The 17559-nt window shown below is 52.9% G+C and carries 14 protein-coding genes and 1 tRNA gene; 3 read left to right on the forward strand and 12 right to left on the reverse strand.

Translation table 11 applies throughout. From position 1 onward, the window contains the following. Positions 1–6: 6 nt before the first annotated feature. From SH528x_RS24470 to SH528x_RS24525, 12 genes are all read right to left on the reverse strand, one after another. Entirely contained in the window at positions 7–1425 is a 1419-nt protein-coding gene (locus SH528x_RS24470) for a DUF2254 domain-containing protein (RefSeq protein ID WP_442506072.1), read from the reverse strand. A 274-nt stretch (positions 1426–1699) separates the two neighbouring features. Next, the gene (locus tag SH528x_RS24475; protein WP_442506073.1) at positions 1700–1978 is read right to left on the reverse strand and encodes a hypothetical protein; all 279 of its coding nucleotides are present in this window, start codon (positions 1976–1978) and stop codon (positions 1700–1702) included. A 201-nt stretch (positions 1979–2179) separates the two neighbouring features. After that, the gene (locus SH528x_RS24480; protein WP_442506074.1) at positions 2180–2806 is read right to left on the reverse strand and encodes a class I SAM-dependent methyltransferase; all 627 of its coding nucleotides are present in this window, start codon (positions 2804–2806) and stop codon (positions 2180–2182) included. Positions 2807–3338: 532 nt separating this feature from the next. Beyond that, positions 3339–3572 carry a hypothetical protein gene (locus SH528x_RS24485; RefSeq protein WP_442506075.1) on the reverse strand — a complete coding sequence of 78 codons (234 nt, stop codon included), beginning with the start codon at positions 3570–3572 and terminating at the stop codon, positions 3339–3341. A gap of 98 nt (positions 3573–3670) precedes the next feature. Then, on the reverse strand, positions 3671–4129 hold the full coding sequence (locus SH528x_RS24490) for a CsbD family protein (RefSeq protein WP_442506076.1): 459 nt from the start codon (positions 4127–4129) through the stop codon (positions 3671–3673). Positions 4130–4758: 629 nt separating this feature from the next. After that, positions 4759–5598 (reverse strand): transglutaminase-like domain-containing protein, encoded by an 840-nt coding sequence (locus SH528x_RS24495; protein ID WP_442506077.1) that lies wholly within the window; start codon positions 5596–5598, stop codon positions 4759–4761. Positions 5599–5657: 59 nt separating this feature from the next. Next, positions 5658–6020 (reverse strand): response regulator, encoded by a 363-nt coding sequence (locus tag SH528x_RS24500; protein WP_442506078.1) that lies wholly within the window; start codon positions 6018–6020, stop codon positions 5658–5660. A 142-nt stretch (positions 6021–6162) separates the two neighbouring features. Beyond that, positions 6163–8880, reverse strand: coding sequence for a response regulator (locus SH528x_RS24505; RefSeq protein WP_442506079.1), 2718 nt, complete (start codon positions 8878–8880; stop codon positions 6163–6165). Further along, positions 8870–10837, reverse strand: coding sequence for an AI-2E family transporter (locus SH528x_RS24510; protein ID WP_442506080.1), 1968 nt, complete (start codon positions 10835–10837; stop codon positions 8870–8872). Before SH528x_RS24510 ends, SH528x_RS24505 begins: the two co-directional genes overlap by 11 nt. 214 nt (positions 10838–11051) lie before the next feature. Next, positions 11052–11570, reverse strand: a complete 519-nt coding sequence (locus SH528x_RS24515) for a response regulator (protein ID WP_442506081.1) — start codon at positions 11568–11570, stop codon at positions 11052–11054. Between the two features lie 219 nt (positions 11571–11789). Then, complete coding sequence (locus tag SH528x_RS24520; RefSeq protein ID WP_442506082.1) at positions 11790–12584, reverse strand: phosphatase PAP2 family protein; 795 nt, start codon at positions 12582–12584, stop codon at positions 11790–11792. 203 nt (positions 12585–12787) lie between these two features. Beyond that, positions 12788–12861: transfer RNA gene (locus tag SH528x_RS24525), tRNA-Pro, on the reverse strand. 795 nt (positions 12862–13656) lie between these two features. On the opposite strand from SH528x_RS24525, the gene SH528x_RS24530 reads away from it, so the two are divergent. The 3 genes from SH528x_RS24530 (at position 13657) to SH528x_RS24540 (ending at position 17544) form a co-directional block, all read left to right on the forward strand. After that, positions 13657–14286, forward strand: coding sequence for a hypothetical protein (locus SH528x_RS24530; protein ID WP_442506083.1), 630 nt, complete (start codon positions 13657–13659; stop codon positions 14284–14286). Between the two features lie 373 nt (positions 14287–14659). Next, positions 14660–15913, forward strand: coding sequence for a hypothetical protein (locus tag SH528x_RS24535; RefSeq protein ID WP_442506084.1), 1254 nt, complete (start codon positions 14660–14662; stop codon positions 15911–15913). Continuing rightward, entirely contained in the window at positions 15910–17544 is a 1635-nt protein-coding gene (locus SH528x_RS24540) for a di-heme oxidoredictase family protein (protein WP_442506085.1), read from the forward strand. The genes SH528x_RS24535 and SH528x_RS24540 overlap by 4 nt, the downstream gene beginning before the upstream one ends. Positions 17545–17559 lie beyond the last annotated feature (15 nt).

Consider the following 17559-nt stretch of genomic DNA (forward strand, 5'->3'; position numbering starts at 1 on the left):
TGCCGATTAAGCTCTGCCGCCGACCCAGTTACCCGTATCCAGCACACGTTGGCGATACACAGGATCGCGAAGCAACCAGACCATCGAGCGAAATCGATCGGATAATAGTTTCATGCCACGTTGATCGGTTAACGCTCGTTTGCACTCGCGTCGTAGCGCACCGGCGTGCCGCACCAACAACCTGCGATGCGAATCACTTGTCGCCGACAATGCCACCTTCGCCAGCATTTCCATCATATGGATGGACGCATTCCGATCGGCTGCGACATAAGGCCGTAACTGATCGAAGACAAGCGAGGCAAAATCGCTAAATGTTTCGGGCTCTGCCACGATCCGCAGTTGTTGATCCGAATCATAGCGATAGGCGTCGGGCATCTCACGCTCGGCTAAATGTTCGAGAGCCGATTGCAACCAATCCATGCAGTTGATCGCAGTAAATGGATCATTGACACCGGGTGAAAGAGCTCGCTCGGCCACCTCGACCAACTGGTTGAAAACGAACCGCAGGTTTTGCTTTGCGGTTCGCTGAGCCCCCGATACAAACGTCGCTGACAATTGATCGACGATCTCGTCGCTGACGCGTGACGCTGGCGATGCCAACATCAAAACATTTCCTGGAGTGATAAAATCACCGGCGCGGAAACGCATGCGGATAATCAAATCGTTGTCGACAGCAATGTTCATGACTCCGTCGGTATCGACAAACTCGACATACCCTGAACCGTCGGAGCGAATCGTTTTTGCAGTCTCATAAAACGATTTAGGAAGATTCGAATCGACCTGTCGCTGAGTGGCATCTTCGTGCGGTTCGCCAATACGTGCCGGGAACTGATCCTCGATTTGCCTGTTCAAGTCACCGCCGATGCCCGCGACAATATTGGAGATATGAATACTCTCGGGAATGTGATGGATGAAATAAATCAGCACAGCAACACTGAGGATCGCCAGCAAAATCCCGACAATTACGGCAATATGCGGCACAAATGCTGATGCCAATTCTTGCTGGCTGACGCTTCCATGCGGAGCCGACTCGGCATTGCGAACGGTGCGCAGGACCATCAAACAATACAAAAAGGTCGAAATAAACACGCCCAATGTGACTTGGTTCCCGCGGTCCCGCATAAAATTGTTCAGCAGTCGAGCACCAACTTGCGAGGTTGTGTACGAGATCGACAGGATCGTCATTGAAAACGTCACCCCTGCTACCGTGATCATTGATCCCGCAACGGTTGACAACACGGCCCTCGCTCCAGCCGGTTCGTTTGCATACAACCAACCGATGTTCTCTAACCATTCTGATCCCAGTCGGTTGTCCATTTCGGTGGTGACAAACGACAACACCAGTGCTCCGATTGCCAACAGCGAAGGCACAAACCAATAACTATCACGAATGCGCGACGACCATGTGATGATGAGAGCTTTCATGAGCCGCAGTCACGCTGCATAGGTCCTTGGTTAAAAAGAAGAGACGCCCGCTTTAAAGCAGCGGCCCATCGCAAAAAGCAAATCGCTGCTCACCCCAAAACGACAGACGCGTGAACCCATCCTTCGATCGATTCACGCGTCAGCGTTTTTCAATTATCGCGGCTTCGATTCCCTAATCACCGTTGGAGGTATAGGGAATGATCCCGCCGCATCCTCGTCGCGATGATGCCCGAAAGAATGTGGGTACCATCAACGACATAAATTCCCATGTTGACTATTCGTCGTCATCAGGAACGCTAACGTCAACGTCGGGAACGGATATTTCCTTCTCTTTCATGTTGACGTCAACATCAGGAACATCGACCTTTTTCTTCTCCATTGAAACGTCAACATCGGGGCCATCGACGTCATAGGCAGGCAATTTGCCTGGATCGCCTTTGACATCCACATCGACGTTTGGCATCCTACCGTCTTCGGTCTTGTCCACGTCGCAACCAACGGTGACAAACGCAATCAACAACGCCGCACTTAAACTCGCAAATTTCTTGATCATAATTCTTTTATCCAACAGTTCGCTGGTGACCGGCAGCACAAACAAACAGTGATTCGACAAGCAACAGTCCGGTTAACCACCAACCATTTGCAAGCTCCGTGCCAATTCGGAGCGATACGGTACAAACTGTCAATTTCCTTCGTTTTCCAGTAAAACCGGTCTCTCTCTGCTCATTCAGCCTGCAACTTGATCGATAGCAAATCAGGCAATGTCCCGGACCTCTGAAGGTGCTTCGATCTTTCGCCATGTGAATACGGTCAATGGCGGAATGTTGATTGGAATCCGTTCGGTTGTGGCGGGACCAAACAACGGACGAGCTAATCGCTCGACATCCGACCGGACTTGATAGGCGATGAAGGCCCCTCCTGGCTTTAACGCTTGATGAATCGATTGCACTAGGTTTTTCGCAACCACCGGTGGAATGGCACTAAACGGGATGCCTGAAACGATGACATCCGCACGACCGAACTGATGCTGTTCAAGCAGCCCTGTCAAATCACACGCATCTCCGATCTGTGAGGTCAACCGAGGATCCGCGATCTCGTCGAGAGCTTCGCGAAACACATCCGTCTTCTCAATCGCCAACAAGCGAGCGTCGGGTCGCATTTGTGACAACAATGCCAATGTCGTTCCCCCGGCGCCCGGTCCTAACTCGACGACCGACGAAGCATTGCGGATACAATCTCGATCCGCAATGTTCTCGGTCAGAAATGGCGAACTTGGACAGATCGTTGCAACTTGCGTTGGCTGTTTCATCCAAGCTCTAAACACATGAAACGCCCGTTTTGCAAACGACGTCGTCTGAGGCTGTCCGATGGATAAAGTCATCTTTGTTATTCCTACGATTCTTGCTTATGTATTTGCCATGGGTTGGGTTCGACGCAACAAAGTAGGCGGGTAAATCAGAAGACATTTGCCAACCTGCTTAATCGCAAATCGGAAAGCAAACCATGTGCCACCACCGTAAGTCTTGACAACACGGCAACCTACGACGCAGGCCGACACTGAACCGGGTGGGGGAAGATATCTCGTATACTGAACAGGTCGTTCGGTATTTAGCGGTGAAACGTCGATCCTATTGTGAGCCGACGGCGATAGCAGCGGGCCCATCAATATTGTATGAAACTTGCCCGCGGCTAGCACCGTCGGCTCAGATCATTATGTGGAATCACTCATATTGACCTACTTAACACACCGAGATATTAGAGGCAGGTCGAGATATCAAAGGCGATAGAGCGTATCGCCTGGAGAGGTGCAGCTATCGAGTCGACTTGTGACAATGCACAAGCAAGCTGCGTTTATATTGCGAGAAGCGTTGCCAATCGCGCATGACGACTGGCAACGCGATGTGCAAAGATGATTAGCCCCGCAATTTCCAGCCTACGATCAGGCCCACGCCAAAGCACCACATTGCTGCGACATCTGGCTTTTCATGTGCATACTCACTCAGCCGCCCAAAGATGTCCTTTGCTGGCTCGGTGACGTAATGCGTGCCGTACTCTTGCATCTTGTCTGCGGCAACTTGACTCGCTTGGGAGGAAGCTTGGTTAGACCGTTGGTTTGTTTTTTTGGTCTGCGTACCGGAACCGTTCATGTGTAATTTCCTGCGAAAAAGGTGGTTTTGGATAAATTGAAAAGTGGTTAACTTCAACAAGCGTTAAACGCTAACGGAGAAACGGATGGGACGATATCTCAGCGTGACCAACGGTCACGCCAAGTCGGTTCGGGGTGACGACGACCTGCGATCGACAACCCGATGGCGATCCCGGTAATCAAGCCGACGCCAAGAGCCGCGACGACCGATTCGAGCGGACGTTGTGCAAGCACTTCGGTCGATTGCTCGTAGCCTTCACGTGCTCGCCGTGCGACTTCTTCGTAACCTTCACGCACTGATTCACTAGCCGTTTCGGCATAGCTCGACGCCATTTCTGAAAAGTTGCCCATGTGCGAATCGCACTGCTCACAAGTCTGGCTCAAAAACGCTTCGACCTGCTCACGTCCTTGTCCCGTCTTCTGTTGGATCAGCCCAATCAACTGATCCGTGTCGCCTTCGACTTGAGTGAGTTCGTCATCGGTAATTTGTCCGTATTTCTCTTTCACGGCTCCAGTGATCGAATTCCACTTGCCGCTCATTTCCTGTTTCGTAACCATGGGTCACCTATTTTTTGAAAGTGTGTGTATTGGGCGCGCTGTCCCAGTAATTATGTTGCAGATTGCTGGCATTCAGCCTCGCTGCTTCCGACATTACGACTACACCAAGATGCAATTGGCGTACCGATGAACGGGCAAACACAAAACACCGACGTTCTACCACTGAGTTTGCCTGATGAACTGCGTAGAGCGATCCCTGATTTATACCGAACGGCTTGTGAACCCGCTTTCTAAGATGGCAGATTTGCAAAGCAGGCAAACTTGGCAAAGAGTCCTTTGACTTCGGCAACAACAACGAGTCAATGGAACAGTCATACGAGCCTGATTGTGTGAAAAACAATCAAACTGGATCTCTACCGCACAACTAGAGCCAAACGGACAGTAGCAATGAATTCATCTCGCCGATTCGGATGACCGGTAGAACTGTGGTAATTCCTGGTAGCTACCTTCGCCAGAAGGTGGTGATTTGCATTTGCGCGGCAACAATCCACGCTCTGGCGAGCGTAGCCACAAAACGCAAATGCCCTAATTTGCCGCCTCAAAATGCTTCACAGCGTTGGCACCAACGACCAGACGATCAAAGGAATCATTTGCCTCGCTGTTTAACGTTGCACGGAAGTCATTTCTGCTCAGGCTGTCGAGACTGCGGGTGGCTGCTCGGCACTGGGCAATTCATGAACGTCGGCAGCAGAATTGGCCCACACGTTTTGCGATGTCAAGTTCGTGTTACCCGTGATCGTCGCAATGGAAACGTCCGCAGCATCTCGACCTACTCCGATGCGAACCAACCCGCTGACAGGAGCCAATTTCGTGGGATCATACAAATACCACTGCCCACCCAAATACGCTTCGACAAACCCGTGAAAATCAGGCGGTTGCAAATCGACGGCATATCCAGCCACGTAGCGTGCGGGAATGCCAATTCCGCGGCAGAGTGCAATTGTCAAGTGAGCGTAATCTCGACAAACCCCTGTTCGCTGAACCAACACATCCGCTGCCGTCGTGGTCGCATTAGTGCTGCCCGGCGTGTAGTCGAGATGGTGGTTGACCCAATCACAGACCGCTTGGACTCGACTAAACCCGCGATCGAGCGAGCCAAACTCTTCGAATGCAAATCGCAATAGCAGATCGCTCTCGCAATAACGACTTGGATTCAAGTACGTCAATACATCGGGCGGCATTTCGGACACATTCGACTCGTTCAATTCAGTCGAACGATCCACCTCGGGAGACAATTCGATCGTTGCTCGGTAATTCACTGTCAACGTGCAGGGTTCGACAACAATTCGATGCAACCGATTGCCATCGTTGCCGATTTTGTATTGCTCGACATTAAGCGGCGGATCGAAAGTCAATTCTTCGGAAGCCACGCTTTGATGTGCCGTGGTCGCAGCGGCGATCTGCAACAGAAATGTACTCGGAGTACGCACTTCGTAAACGAGATCGCTACCAACATCAACTCGAATCATCTTATCTAACTCGCAACTTAAATACTGGGATCAAATTCGGTGGCGGCAGATGCCGCAGGTTAAGAAACGCTCAGCAAGTTTTCGATCAACAGCAATAGCTTTTCCATCTCGACCGGCTTGGTGTGGTAATCAGTACAGCCCGCTTCGATGGCCCGCTCGCGGTCGCCCGTCATCGCGTGAGCGGTCAAGGCGATCACGGGAACAGTGATTCCTTTATCGCGAATCAATTTGGTTGCCTCCCAACCATCAAGCTCGGGCATGTTCATGTCCATCAAAATGACGTCCGGACTATCGGCTTCTGCTTGGTCGATCCCCTCTCTACCGCCCGCGGCGGTAACAACGTCAAATCCGCGACGTTCCAGCCTACGCTTCAAGACATCCCGATTGTCATCATTGTCGTCAACAATCAATATACGAGGCATGGGTCTATTCCTTTGAACGAAACCGTATCCGACAGGCGAACTGGCGTGGTACGTCGCGCTGCGACGATCCACATGGTCAACACGCTTGACGGCACGGCATGGTGAATGAGAAAGATTCTTAGGTTACAGCTCAATAGGGCAACTACTGCGCCGTCGACTGATGTTTTTCGATTTTTGCTGACGACTCGTCCGCAGCGGGCTGTTTTACGGCACGACGCGTCAAATTGGCGACCAAGCGACGCACCTCGTCAAGCAATTTGCCTCGACTGAGAGACCCTTTCGCCAATATCCGCTCAACGCTGCCATTTAATCGAGCATGATCTTCTTGGGTCAGTTCCATCGCAGTCAGGACGACGACGGGGATCGCGATCCATTGCGGATCCGCTCGCACGATTTCCAAAAACTCGAATCCATCCATCTCCGGCATCATCAAATCGAGCAAAACAACGGTGGGAACTTCGCCCCGAACACAATCGAGCGCTTCGCGTCCGTTACCCGCCTGCATCACTCGCCATCCTTGTCCTTCAAGCGTGCGGGCAATGGCACGCCGCGTTGTTTCATCGTCCTCGACAAGCAACACATAGGCCTGGTCGTCTTGCATGTAACGCCGCAACATCGAAACAAGCTTTTGCCTATCCACAGGCTTCACCAAATATTCTGACGCTCCGAGCATGAATCCTAAATCGTGGTCATCTTTGACCGATTGCATGATCACCGGGATATCCGCGAGTTCGTTGTCCGCTTTTAGCGACGCCAGTACCGACCATCCGTCCACCCTGGGCATCATCACGTCCAGGATGATCAAGTCAGGCTGGCACTGCTTGGCGAGCGCTAGACCTTCGGCGCCATCGGCTGCGGTCACCGGGCGAATCCCTTCGGCCACCAGCACGCGTGTCAGTATGTCGCGAATCGCAGGATCGTCGTCAATCACCAAAACCACACTCGCACTCTCGCCCAGCGTGGCACTGCGTCGTGTGATCATTGGTGCTTCGTCCCTCGCAGTCTCGTCCTCATTTTTATCCGACTTTGCAATTTCGATCTTGTCAAGATTTTCGGGAAGCGAGACCGTGAACGTTGTTCCCTTGCCTTCCGCACTCGTCACATCGACACTACCTTGCATCAACTCTGTAAAGCGTTTGATGATCGCTAATCCTAATCCAGTCCCGCCATATTTCCGTGTGGTGGACGCATCGACTTGCACAAACGGCTGAAACAGTTGCGAGACCTGTTCCTGCGTCATTCCAATCCCAGTGTCCGCAACCTCGAACACCACCATCTGGTTCGCGTCGTCACGAGAGACATGCAAGCGAACGAGACCATTCTCAGTAAATTTGCTCGCGTTGGAAATCAAGTTATAGAGGACTTGCCTCAGTTTCATCACGTCGCCAACCATCGTCGAAACATCATCATCGACGTCGACTTGCAAGGTATTGTGATTCTTTTCAACTAAAGCTTCCACCGTCGAGACGACTTCTTCGATCGCCGCTTGGATTTCGAATTGTTCGGGGAAAAGTTCCATCTTGCCCGCTTCGACTTTCGACAAATCCAGCACACCGTTAACCAGTTCGAGCAGATGTTTTCCTGCGGAGCGAATACGTTTTAGGTCGGGGATAAAATCGGGAACCTGTTTATCCTCGGCCTCTTCGGCTAACAGTTCGCTGTACATAATCACGGCATTCAGCGGAGTCCGCAGCTCGTGGCTCATGTTGGCTAAAAACTGGCTCTTCGATTCGTTCGCGGCTTCGGCTGACTCTTTGGCGAGCTGCAACTCTTGGCGTGACCGCAACCGTGACGTGATGTCGTTGAATGTGATCACGGCTCCCTCGACGACATTTTTGTTTTTTAGCGGAAACGAAGAATATTCCACGGGGACCGATTTGCCATCGAGTCGCCAAAACAGTTCATCGTCGACTCGGCAACCATCCCCCGTGCGTGACGATTTGTAAATTGGACAATCTGTTAAGGGAAAAGGATCACCGTTGGCAGTCGTGTGGTGCACTAATTGGTGCATATCTTTGCCTAAGAAGTCCGCAGGATTCCCACCCAAAATCAAGGCCCCAGCCCGATTCATGAAAGTGCAAATCCCCTCGGTATCGATGCCGTAAATACCTTCGCCGGTCGATTCCAACAAGCGTTGGTTGTACCTTGCCAATTCATCTTTCTCAGCCACATGACGCCGCGTCATGTCGGCCGACGACGTTCGCAGATTCCAATGTCGCCGAAGCACGTAATACGTTGCCAAAACCAGTCCCGAAGCAAGCAGTGTCGAAAGCAACAACGAGAGCCGTGTCAACGACAATCGATCCTGCAAAGCTTCGCTACGCTGCGTCAACAAATCATCTTCGGCCTGCTCGATGCCATGGACCAATTCACGAATATCCGTCATTTGCTGCGTGCCGACCCGGAGCACTGCCGCCGCTGTAATACTGTCAGGATCCGGATTCTGATAGGACAATACAAATTGTTGCATCAACTCGATCTTGGGCTCGATCGAATCGGACAGTTCTTTAACCCGCTGCTGTTGCTCGGGGTTATCGAGCGTTAATTGCTTCAGTTTTTTCTGCAAATCAACCGCTGCGGCAACCGCGTGGTCAAATTGTGATCGATAAATTTCGTCATCGGAAAGCAAGAACCCGCGGCCAGCTGATTCGGCCTGACTTAACTCAGCGCGAATTCCCTGTGTCACCGCTAGCACTTGCCGCGATTGCGATACCCAATCCGCCGACTCCGACGCTCGCTGAACATTTCGATATGTAAACCATGATGTACCGACGAGAAACGCTAACGCTGCGACCAATGCCGCAGGCGCTAGCCAACGCTCCCACCTTGACACAACACTGAGAATATCTTTACGAGACATGACTAGCCTCTTTGTTGGATTGTTTTGACGATGGATCGAATGTTGATTCGCTCACGATTTCCTGACTTGCTTCTTTGATCAACACGTCAATCTGATGTTTCGTTTGTGCCAACGAAGTTGTCAGATAACTTGCGCCGGCCTCACGAACGCGGACCAGCAATTCGTCATAATCCTTGATCTTACCGAGGTAAGTCACCACGATTGGAACACGCGGATTGACCGAACGAATTTCGCTGCACATGAATTTCAACTGCGGCAAACCGCCCGGAGGCAGCACGGCGAGCACCACGATGTCCGGCGGCGTTGCCGCGATCCTCGAGACGACTTTCGAAGGCAACTCTTTGGTCGTACTCAGTTCCACATCGCAATCCTTGTCGACCAACTGGGCCAACATTGCCAACGCGATCTCTTCGGATTCATGATGCGTCGGATGCGCAAAAAGACGTATTCGCGGAGCGTTAAGCACGGGGGTTAGATCTTCAGTGGCTTCAGAATCAGATGCGGATTCCGTTTGGACGAGGCGTTTACCGCCGATCGCCGAAGACGGTTCTCTCTCAGCAACCGACTTCAATTCGATTTCAGCGTCAAGCGAAAAGGAATCCCGTGTTGCTTTCCAGATAAATTGTTCTTCGGAGGCACTGATAGACTCGTTGCCACGTTCGATTCGAGTCCAACTGAGAGCGGGGACCAGGACTTCGTCAAACGCCCGTTCGCGTCCGAACTCGTCAGCATACTGTTTGTAAACGCGATGACCTTCGAAAAAGTCTTTAGCCAAAAGACGCTGAAAAAATTGCAGCCGAGCATCCAATACAGGCTGCTCCGCTAACAGTACTTTCAGCGAGCGTAAATGTGGCAAGTGCTGCCCAAGCACCACCAAGCAAACCGTCAGCGGCGTCGAAAGCAGCAACCCCACCGGACCCCAAACCCATGCCCAAAATAACGCGGCCACCAACAATGCAATGGGCGTCAAACCCGTCGTTTTGCCGAACAGCACAGGCTCGATGATGTTGCCGGTAACCAACTCACTGACCGTGAAAAACACCATGATCCAAATCGGTTGCGCCCATCCGGTTGAGGTCGCGATACTGACCAACAAGGGGAACAACACCGATGCGGGGCTGCCCAGAAACGGAATAAAACGAAAGCAGAGTGTCAGAAAGCCCCACAGCGGCGCATAGGGGACACCCAACAAGTACAACCCTACACCGAACCAAAGCCCAAACGCTGCGTTGACAAGTAGCAAGTTCAGCAAATATTTACTGACACGTTCTGCGGTGTCGCGCATCAACCGCGTCGTTCCTGTTAATGCTGCATCGCCCATCAGCGATATCAAACGGTAGCGAACGTCCTCGCGTCGCAACAACAAGAACATCACCAACACGATGACTAAAGCCGCGGTAGCAATCGGCTCGACGATAGGCAACAACAGCTCGGTGGCGGCCTTAATCGGGCTGACCGGTTCACTAGCCACGACGATTTGAGGCGGAGGTGGCGTCGGCGTGATCTCTTCGACCACCGGAATTTCCGTGTCCGTCTCGTCCGGTTCCGGTTCCGGAGCCATTCCCTGTTGGGGAAACAACTCGTTGAACATATTTGTGAGACGGTTTAATGTCGAATCTTCACGAAGCTGGAACGACTCGATCTTTGTCTTGATCTCTTGCTGGTGGTTGGGCAAATCGGCTGCCAACGTTTGTACTTGGGACACGAGCGACCAGGCTGCCAAACCGATGATGGCGAAGGCCAACCCGCTCGCAAACAACACAGCAGGCAAACGCCCCATTTTCCATTTTTCTAAGACAATGACTAAGGGTGTCAAGATAAACGCCAACAACACACTCAGTGCGATCGGGACAAGAACCGGCTTTCCAAAATACAAAATGGCCAGCACCATCAGTACAGTGCCGAGACTGAAGAAGACTCGCCCTGTGGTCGATTCGCGATCACGATGATTGGACAACCGCCACGCCCTTACTGAGGAGAGTAACTAGATCTTTAAGAGATCGAAACCGAGACCACACATGCGACCGGAAGGTGTTGCGGACCCTACCCGTGAGCTAAAAGCTCGGAAAAAACCAGGCTTTCGGGGCGTGAGTGTTTCGATGGACCAACCTTACGCATTTCCCATACCGGCGCATTTCCCATGTCGGCACATTTTCCATACCGAGATGCACTTAGCGGAATTTCGGACCGTTCTCTTGGACTTCGCGGTAGAGACGACGCAGCGTTGGCGAGATCCGCCTGTTTGGCCGCGGGTGTTCGTGTACGCTGTCATAAAAATTGGCGTTGGCGACGCTTGCTACCTGATCCATTCGCCGTACAACTTGTTGAGTACGTCGTTTATCCAAGGGCTTCGTTAGAAACACCGTCCCTCCCGCATTTTGTACAAACGAGCGAATGTCATCGTCTTGCAAACTGCTGATCACAATCACCGGGATCGAATTGAGTTCAATAGATGGGTTTTGCCTAAGCGAGCAAAGCAGATCAAGACCACTCGCGACGGGCATCTCGATGTCCGTGACAATGAGTTGAGGGGTGACTTGCTTTACTGCTGCCCACGCGTCCTCGCCATTGGCTGTTGTCGTGCACTCGTAGCCACATTCTGAAATCCAACCGCGCAGCAGCTCACGAGACGCACGTAAATCATCTGCGATCACGCATTGAGGAGAACGAGGATTGGGGACGTTGCTCATAAAATATTAACCACAGAGTTGAATCGCCCGCGCAGGCGTTTACTTTGGCGTGGTTTACTCAAGCAACTGGCGGGCCAACCACAAACGGAATCAAACGTTCGTGTCGACTACACCGCATCAGTAGTATTCGCATGCCACCGCACGGGTGCCCACGGTTGCAGCCGTTCACTGCACTAGAGAAATCATGATTAAATCAGAGGGCAGAGACGCGCCGGCGAATCATCGGACGACACCGGATGACTCCTCCCTAGCTGGCTCGGAATCTGTAGGGGGTGAATCAAGACGTTGCTCCAAATGCAACTTTCGCAGTGCCAAGGACCTCGAAATCAGCCAGCACAATAGCGCCCAAACCAAACCTGCGACCCAACCAGCCAGCACGTCTGTTGGGTAATGCACCCCCATATAGACCCGGCTGAAGCCAACCAACACGGTGATGACCACGGCAACGGCGATCACGTAGAACCGGATCCAAAAATTTCGCAGCACCGGAACGACAAGCACAGCAAGTGTCAGATAAACGACCGCCGCCATCATCGAATGACCGCTAGGAAAACTGCTGGTGTAGACGAGTGACAGATGCGGGACCACGTCGGGGCGTGGGCGTGCAAAGAGATTTTTCATCAGCAAACTGATGGCCATTCCACCCAGCGTTGAAACCAACAGAAACATCATCGTGCGATACACGCGATTGACGGCCAGGAACCCTGCCGTCGATACAATCGCGAGAAACAAGACTGAAATACCTCCCAGTGCGGTCAAATCCCGCCCCACCTCGGCCATCCAAGCGGGACCAATCGGACGCGACAAGTCATCGGCAGAGCGAAGGCTGCGGACCGCCCAGCGATCAAACGAGTTCGTCCCCCCTTCGAAAACCTCGTCTGCTAACTCGATAAAGCCCCAGGTGCCCAGCGCTGCGACCAAGAATGCGAACAAGACAAGCGGTTCTCGCCCCCAGAAAAAACGGACGAGTCGAAAGACGGGCTGGTGGATTCCTCTCAAATTGAAATGGATCATGACGCCCCCTACGAGCATGGTTCGTGCCAAAACGGCCGCGGTGGGTCGGTGTCGCAGTCGATTGAGGAAAAATGGCGACTTCAACAGGCGAATCAGCGCCGCAATGACCGCGATTTTACCGCCGTTTTGCTGCCACCAGCGTTTTCGTTCTGTCGGTACGTAAAAAAACCCGCGTTTCACTCGGTGAAACACGGGTCTTTTGATCGGGGCGACATGATTCGAACATGCGACCTCCTGGTCCCAAACCAGGCGCTCTGCCAGGCTGAGCTACGCCCCGGTGCAGAAAAAAAAGGCAAAAACCGCTCTTTCTCCAGCCGGTTACCTCAACAAGTTAACGGACAACGCCCGCTGCTTGAAGGTTCGAAGGTTGTCGTGTTTTTATCGGTTTTCTGCAACCCCACTAAGCACCAATTTTTCATAGATTTTTTCGATTTGGCCCTGCGTACATGTCCGCTGGATTCCGAGACCGTTTCGTGCCGATCGTAGCTGACTTTTGGGAAGGCGAATCGGGACGTCGGAATCGCCTGTGCCTGCGGCATCGTGACAAGGATCTGCGGAGATGTGCCGGGCAGAATACAGCAGAAAATCCCTGACCCAACCGTGTTCGGAACGAGGGGAAACATCCCCTTTGGATTTGGGCGTCGCTGCCGTCGCCCGGTGGCGGGAATTCAAGCTTTGGCGAGCGTAGCGACGACCGTCATCAATCTCACGTTCGTTACGAGGCGATGGGACAGATTTTGCTTGACCTGCGGCATCGCATGCCTGATCATGACCGCTACTGAAACGCTCTCCAGGGCAGACAGCCAACCATGCCCGCGACCAATCAACTTTTCTCGCCGGGCTAACTTATCTCGCTGGGGCTAACTGCGATCTCGCCGGGCATGAGTTGGCGACTACGCAACCGCCCCTAGTCTGAGACGCCATTCACTCGAACGGAAAAATTCGCATGCAAGTGTGCCCGCTGACGACAACCTCGTTGTCATCGCTCCCATCATCCACCAGAGAAACCAGACGGTTACGCTGCGGGGTCACGTTGATGATCACCATATTGATTCCCCTGAGTTTGATGCCGATGCGTACGGCACTAGCACAACAGGCCCCAGCCGCAAACAAAGGAAAACTCGTCGCGGGCGAAAAGCCAGCGCTGCAAGATCCGACCGTTACCGATCCCGCAGCGATTGAAAAGCAACTCCGCAGCAAGCTATCGCAAAAGACGTCGATCGAAGCCAGCGAATTGCCCCTGAAGCAGTTCATCAAACAACTTTCCGAGCAAACCGACGTGCCGATGGTGCTTGACGCGAGATCTGTCGAAGAGATTGGATTATCAGGCGAGGTCCCCGTCAGCCTCTCACTCAACAACGTCAGCTTGCGAAGTGTACTGCGAAACGCTTTGCATCCACTTGGCCTTGCTTACGTGATTCAAGATGAAGTCGTTCATATCATGACGCTCGAGGCTGTGGAAGGAAATTTGGTCACCAGAGTCTATGCATTAGCGGATCCACTAAAAGACAAACCGAAAAAAGTCATCCACGCCATTATTGCGACGGTAAATCCAGATACATGGGAAGTCATCGGCGGACCAAGCACGATTGTGGCCATTAACAATCTATTGATTGTGTCGGCAACCGAACAAACTCATGAACAGATCGACAGTTTGTTGCAAAAGATCGAATCCGCTCTGCAAACCCGCAAATCACCTTAACACCGGTGCGGCGAGAGCCGTTTGATATGAATTGAACATTTCACTCGCTGCAACCGGATGGCTTGGGGGGCTGTTGATTTAGTGAGCCGCTCGCGCGTGAGCTGCCGGGTCGCGACTACCCGGTGCCTTACGGCCCACGGCTCACCACGGCTCACGGCTCACCATTGCGAATTGCATTTCGAATAAATCAATAATCCGCTTGCGCCGCTCCGCTACCTGGACTACCCGTTGACGCCCGAGTCGAACTCAGAAATACGAAAACCCTGGACTCCGCTTAATCGTTTTGCTTGACGCAAGTCCTCGACTGGATCTACACTTACGGATCGAGCGGACTCGCCGAACTTTTCGACCGCCCCACACTTCTGGTGCATCTATGCGAAATATGCTGCTGATGACGATACTCAGCCTCACCGCTGTGACCGCGTCGGCAGATGCCCCCTCGCCGACAATCCTGTGGGACAAACCGTTCCAGTCCCTATACCAATCGATTGGTGACAACTCACTCGTGTTGATGCTTGTCACCAACGACGATCCGTTCGCTGCAGCCCCAGGCGGATGGGCCAGCGAGTTGATGAACGAACCACTCGCGGAACTTGCTCAACAGCGAATTGGCCTGCGAGAGCGTTTGGCGACTCAGTTTCTGCCCACGGGTATCCCCTCCGTTTTGACTGCCGGCGAATCGCGAAACGTTCCGGCGCGGGCGATTGTCGCGATTTGCAACCGGGAATACCGTTTACTTTCGATCTGTGTCGGCATTCCCGATACCGATGAATTGGGCAGATTGATCGATGATGCCGAAGAAGCACAAATATTGGCGGGCATCCATCGAGAAACTCCGAACCAATTCACCCGAGAAATTGCCGAGCGAAGTATTGACCGGGTAGGACGTCGCTGGCAGACACTGATCACCCAAACGGTGGCCGACGCTGAGAACAACCATCCCGAAGAGACGATGGCCGACCGCACCCGCCGCGTGGTCACGCTATTTGAACAATCGTATTTGGCTGAAGCGCAGCTGCGATTTGGATTGTCGGAGCCTGAAGATCAGACGCGACTTGGGCTGCTAGAACAGCACGTTTCCACACGGCAACCATGGTGCGATTCCATCATTCCGTTGATCGCCAATGCAGATTTCCAGCAACAGTATCGCAAATTAATAGAACCGATCTGGGGTCATCCACCGGTCGATGCCAATGCAGACGCCAGCGAACTGATTAATTGGGCGGCGTCACAAAAAGACCACGCAGCTGACAAAAAGCAAGGTTCTTATGTGCTGTCGTTACAATCACCCATCGCCAGTGCGATGACGCAGAGCCAAGAAGAGGGCCAAGGCAAAGGTGCGGGCAAGCAAAACCGCGTTGCAAAAGCATGGGACCGTGTTGCAGCGCTCGTCGAGCAGTATCCTAATCGTGAAGTCGACCTACAACAGCTCGCACTGCTAAGCCGAGCCCAACAATGGCCTGCGATTGACATCCAACGTCCCAGCATCGCTCGCTATATCTTTGTCGACGCAGAGAAACCAACTCCCTTTGTGGCACATCTCACCGATTCACCAGGGCGATTCGCCTCGGTCCTGCAACGATCAAAACCAAGGTCCCCCGCCAACCTCCAACCGGATCCAGAATGATGAAACGTTTGTATCGAGACGGGATCACGATGCTGTCGAGCATCCTCGCGATGGCCACGGTGGGCGTAGTCCATTGCCAAGCGGTCCAGCCCAACTCGGTCGCTGAAGGCCGTATTTTGTTCGAGCAAGACTGGTCGCCGCGAAATCCGATTACGGGTAATGATGGACTTGGGCCGCTTTTCAACAGCACCTCTTGCGTGCGGTGCCATTTCCAAGGGGGCGTCGGTGGTGCCGGCGACGCTTCGGTCAACGCATTGACGATTGGAATTGAGCGAATCCATGCGAAAAACAAGGTGCTGAACGGCATCGAACTTTTGGAAATAGTAGCATCCTTGCATCCAGGGTTCATTCAAACCGATAACACGATCAACAACATCCTGCCTCTAGTGCACCAAGGTGGTTCGGATGCATACGTGCGGCAGCGCAAAGTAGTGCTATCGCAATTCCCTGCCGAATTCAGTCAATCCGGTGGACCGATGAATGCTGGGGAGGTTCGTTACGTCTCAACCACTCCGATTACGCTCACACGTCAAAATCGCGATACGAACGTAACGCTCAATGCTAGAATATTTCAACGTAATACGACGGCGTTATTTGGAGCCGGGCTGATCGACCAGGTCAGCAATCGTGACTTAGCCATTCAGGCCAAACTGCAAGAGCGACACCCCGAAATCAGCGGGCGCCCCGCGACGCTCAGTGATGGACGATATGGCAAGTTTGGTTGGCGGGCCAACGTCGCGTCGTTGGCCGAGTTTATTGATATGGCATGTGCCAACGAAGTCGGACTCAACACTCGACGTCAATCGCAACCAAGCGACCCGATGACCCCAGGCTACAGCAATCCTGGGATCGACGTTTCCGATCACCAGATCGTCGCGATGCGTGACTTCATCGCAGCCCTTCCGGCACCGACGCGGATGCCGCCAAAAAGTACACGGCATGCCCAACAAATTCGGCAAGGCGAGCAGCTGTTCGCTTCGGTCGGGTGCGTCAACTGCCATCTTCAAGATCTAGGACCTGCGAAAGGAATCTATAGCGACTTGCTTCTGCACGACATGGGATACGAATCATCAGACCTGAATCATGCGGAGCCCGCAATTGCTCGTGTCATTCCATTATCGCGTTATGAATCAGCAATCGTGAGACCGTCTCCAGCGTCCGTGGCGGTCACCTACTATGGGGCCGCTAACCTAATCGACAACTCGTCACAAACCAACAATGAGTTCTTGTTCCAGGCCCCTTACCGCCCTTCAGAACCGATAAAAATTGTGGATGTGTCATCTCGAGAACGCATTATTGAATTGGAATCCGACGGTGAGGAAACTTCGTCGGGGCAGAGCGAAACAAGGAAGGTCCTCGTGAAAGAAGTCAAATACGTCCGACAGATATTGGAGCCGACGAATTTCAACCAGGAATGGAGAACGCCGCCGCTGTGGGGCGTGCGTGACTCGGCCCCCTACATGCATGACGGACGTGCTGAAACGCTACTGGAAGCCATTGCGGTGCACGAAGGAGAAGCCTCCGCGACACGAGATCGTTTCCTGAAACTACCGCTCACCGATCGCCGAGCCATCCTGGCGTTCCTTGAAACCCTCGCCGCCCCCAGCAACGTTCCGCAGCCCGCGATGTAGAATGACATATCCGCA

Origin of the sequence: Novipirellula methanifontis (assembly GCF_052161655.1) — a bacterium.
Classification (GTDB): Bacteria; Planctomycetota; Planctomycetia; order Pirellulales; family Pirellulaceae; genus Novipirellula.

Bases quoted from the DNA above. Each gene is read 5' to 3' on its own strand.
- SH528x_RS24500 (WP_442506078.1), bottom strand. From the start codon at position 6,020: ATGCCTCGTATATTGATTGTTGACGACAATGATGACAATCGGGATGTC.
- SH528x_RS24475 (WP_442506073.1), bottom strand. From the start codon at position 1,978: ATGATCAAGAAATTTGCGAGTTTAAGTGCGGCGTTGTTGATTGCGTTT.
- SH528x_RS24515 (WP_442506081.1), bottom strand. From the start codon at position 11,570: ATGAGCAACGTCCCCAATCCTCGTTCTCCTCAATGCGTGATCGCAGAT.
- SH528x_RS24540 (WP_442506085.1), top strand. From the start codon at position 15,910: ATGATGAAACGTTTGTATCGAGACGGGATCACGATGCTGTCGAGCATC.
- SH528x_RS24520 (WP_442506082.1), bottom strand. From the start codon at position 12,584: ATGATCCATTTCAATTTGAGAGGAATCCACCAGCCCGTCTTTCGACTC.
- SH528x_RS24505 (WP_442506079.1), bottom strand. From the start codon at position 8,880: ATGTCTCGTAAAGATATTCTCAGTGTTGTGTCAAGGTGGGAGCGTTGG.
- SH528x_RS24490 (WP_442506076.1), bottom strand. From the start codon at position 4,129: ATGGTTACGAAACAGGAAATGAGCGGCAAGTGGAATTCGATCACTGGA.
- SH528x_RS24480 (WP_442506074.1), bottom strand. From the start codon at position 2,806: ATGACTTTATCCATCGGACAGCCTCAGACGACGTCGTTTGCAAAACGG.
- SH528x_RS24535 (WP_442506084.1), top strand. From the start codon at position 14,660: ATGCGAAATATGCTGCTGATGACGATACTCAGCCTCACCGCTGTGACC.
- SH528x_RS24495 (WP_442506077.1), bottom strand. From the start codon at position 5,598: ATGATTCGAGTTGATGTTGGTAGCGATCTCGTTTACGAAGTGCGTACT.
- SH528x_RS24470 (WP_442506072.1), bottom strand. From the start codon at position 1,425: ATGAAAGCTCTCATCATCACATGGTCGTCGCGCATTCGTGATAGTTAT.
- SH528x_RS24485 (WP_442506075.1), bottom strand. From the start codon at position 3,572: ATGAACGGTTCCGGTACGCAGACCAAAAAAACAAACCAACGGTCTAAC.
- SH528x_RS24530 (WP_442506083.1), top strand. From the start codon at position 13,657: ATGCGTACGGCACTAGCACAACAGGCCCCAGCCGCAAACAAAGGAAAA.